Consider the following 325-nt stretch of genomic DNA (forward strand, 5'->3'; position numbering starts at 1 on the left):
GACCGTGCGGGCGCTGCTGAACACCACCGACGAGGCCGTCTCGGCGGCCGGCGACCGGCTGCGGCGGCTCAACGCCGTGCAGAAGGACCCGCAGCAGGAGATCGAGCGCACCCGCTTCGCCATCCGCGACGCCCAGCGCCTCGCCATGGCGGGCCGCAACACCCCCGACCCGGCGCACGCCCGCCCCCTCGACGAGGCCGTGGCCCGGCTGGAACGGGCGATCACCACGCTGGAGGGCCGGCACCCCGACTACTGGCACTTCCTGACGGAGACGGAATCCGTGCGGGAGTCGGTCGGCCGGGTGGTCTCCCACATCCGCGAGGAG

1 pseudogene is annotated in these 325 nt (G+C 74.5%); it reads left to right on the forward strand.

What is annotated here, in order from left to right:
* A pseudogene (locus tag ACLWS4_RS38205) lies at positions 1-325 on the forward strand (hypothetical protein); the annotation flags it as partial.

This window comes from Kitasatospora sp. SC0581 (genome assembly GCF_048159585.1).
Classification (GTDB): domain Bacteria; phylum Actinomycetota; class Actinomycetes; order Streptomycetales; family Streptomycetaceae; genus Kitasatospora.